The organism is Oleiphilus sp. HI0086 (assembly GCF_001635225.1).
Map to the genome: position 1 here is coordinate 1 of NZ_LWFZ01000897.1, position 2378 is coordinate 2378.

Here is a 2378-nt window from a genome sequence, read left to right on the forward strand (position 1 = left end):
GTTATACTAATTTTTGCTGAGATAACACCTAAAACCATTGCAGCCTACCACCCGGAAAAGGTTGCCTTTCCCGCCGCACACATACTAAAACCTCTACTAAAGCTACTCTACCCAGCTGTCTGGTCAGTTAACCTTGTTACTAATTTCCTATTAACAAAACTCGGCTTTAGTACAAACGGAGAAGAAGAAAACCACCTAAGCCGAGAAGAACTGAGAACACTTGTTAATGAATCTAGCACCTTGATCCCACGCAAACACCAGGAAATGCTACTGGGGATTCTAGACCTAGAGAAAGTCACCGTTAACGACATCATGATTCCCAGAAACGAGATTGTTGGCATCGATATAGACGATGACCTGGATGATATTTTTCAGCAACTAAAAACCACCCAACACACACGCCTCCCCGTATACAAGGGCGATATAAACAACATCATTGGCATCCTACACCTTCGCAGCATGACTCGCGTACTTTCAAATGACGAACCGAACAAAGCCATGCTACTTCAAGCTTGCAGAGAACCTTACTTCACTCCTGAGAGTACTACACTCAACACCCAGCTAATACACTTCCAGCGGGAGAAACGTCGAATTGCCATTGTAGTTGATGAGTATGGCGACGCTCTCGGCATTGCCACAATGGAAGATATTCTGGAGGAAATTGTTGGGGAGTTCACTACTGATTACTCTTCAAGCAGCAGCCAAGACATCACACCTCAAGAAGATGGTTCATTTCTCATCGATGGCACAGCCACGATTCGAAATATTAACAAAACACTTGGCTGGAACCTACCTGTCAACGGTCCGAAGACACTTAACGGCTTGATAACGGAAACTCTCGAAACCATACCTGACACCCCCGTTTGCCTTTACCTTCAGCATCACCGGACAGAAATCAGACAAATCAAGGATAACGTCATTAGAACCGCCCAAATTTCACCATAGAAACTGAAAAAACAAACGCACCACTCATTTTTTTTGTCTTATGTAATAATTTGTTATTTTTTTTATATATATTTGCTTTATAATCTCAGGATTGATATAGAAGTAGTAATAATTTTTATATTGCGGGTAAGATGTACCTGCTTTTGTTCAGTGCCTTTATTTTTGTTAAGCATTGAAAGTCATTCAGCATACGGGAAAGGACGATGAATAAGTCATCTAGCGTTAGCTTTATCGGAGATCGCAATAGTCGACCTTCCAGGCTCGATAACGCAAGATCAGCTGAAGCTCTCAAAATTTGCAATATTGTTGTAAGAGACATGCATGCCCTTCTGCAAGGCATGTTTGACGGCATAGATGACTCTTTTTTCGAGCTTGCTAACAATGCTAGAAACAACAATGAACAAAACCGCTTCTTTGAAGCAATGCGCGATATTCGCATTAAGCGCAAGAATATTGAGAATGACTTTAAGTCCAGTATCGAAGCGCAGTTTTCCCTTGAGCAAGTTCTTACTCCCTCTTCGAAACTAAACGCACCAGTCGAACCGAAAGGTTTTGAAAGTCTAAGCCTAGTTCAGAATGACGACCTCGAAGAGGAAGTCGCGATATCATCTATGGCGACTAAAGCCCAGGCAAATTTTCAAGGCCCTTTACTTCAGTTTCATACTCGAATTTGCAACCTATACGGCTGCGAGAACAATGAAGATGCAAACCTTCCTCTAGGCTTAAAAGACGTAATAGAAAGCTTTACAAGCGCCTGTGAAGTGCTTGAAATAGAGTTAAAAGAGCGGTTAATTGTTTTTAAGCAATTTGATCGATATGTTCTATCAAACCTTGGTCCTGTGCTAGACGAAGCCAACAAAACATTAATACGCCTTGGCATTATGCCATCGCTAAAAGCACCTCGCACCAAGCAAGGTAGCAAGACTGCCTCTTCGCCACATGATAAATCAACGCATGCTTCCGAAGACACGACTGCCAAGCAGCAAAACACTACAAATGTACTACCTCAGCTGCAAAACTTACTAGCAAATATTCGTAATAATCTAGGCCCCCAAGCGCTCAGTGCTGATTACAATACTGGCCTGCCCACTCAATATGTGAGCACTCAAGACTTAATATCGCTACTCTCTGCCATCCAGGATATAGCGCCATCAACTAACAATAGCGCTGACCCTAAGGTTATTAATATTCATCAGCAGCTAAAAGCCCAACTAAGCCAAGGCAGCGATCAGCCAACAACCCAACCAAAATTTAAGCAAATAGATGAAGACTTGATCAACCTTGTCTCAATGCTATTTGAATTTATTCTAGAGGATTATAATCTGGCTGCGCCGATACAAGTCCTCATTAGCCGCTTACAAATACCCATACTCAAAGTAGTCATTAAAGACAATAGTTTCTTCAGCTCTAGCAAACACCCTGCCCGCAAGCTC

2 protein-coding genes are annotated in these 2378 nt (G+C 42.3%); both read left to right on the plus strand.

What is annotated here, in order from left to right; all coding sequences use genetic code 11:
- On the plus strand, positions 1–945 hold a 945-nt coding region (locus A3756_RS16300), incomplete at its 5' end, for an HlyC/CorC family transporter (protein ID WP_068553948.1).
- A 203-nt stretch (positions 946–1148) separates the two neighbouring features.
- The coding region (locus A3756_RS16305; protein WP_156490537.1) for a DUF1631 family protein at positions 1149–2378 on the plus strand (1230 nt) is incomplete at its 3' end.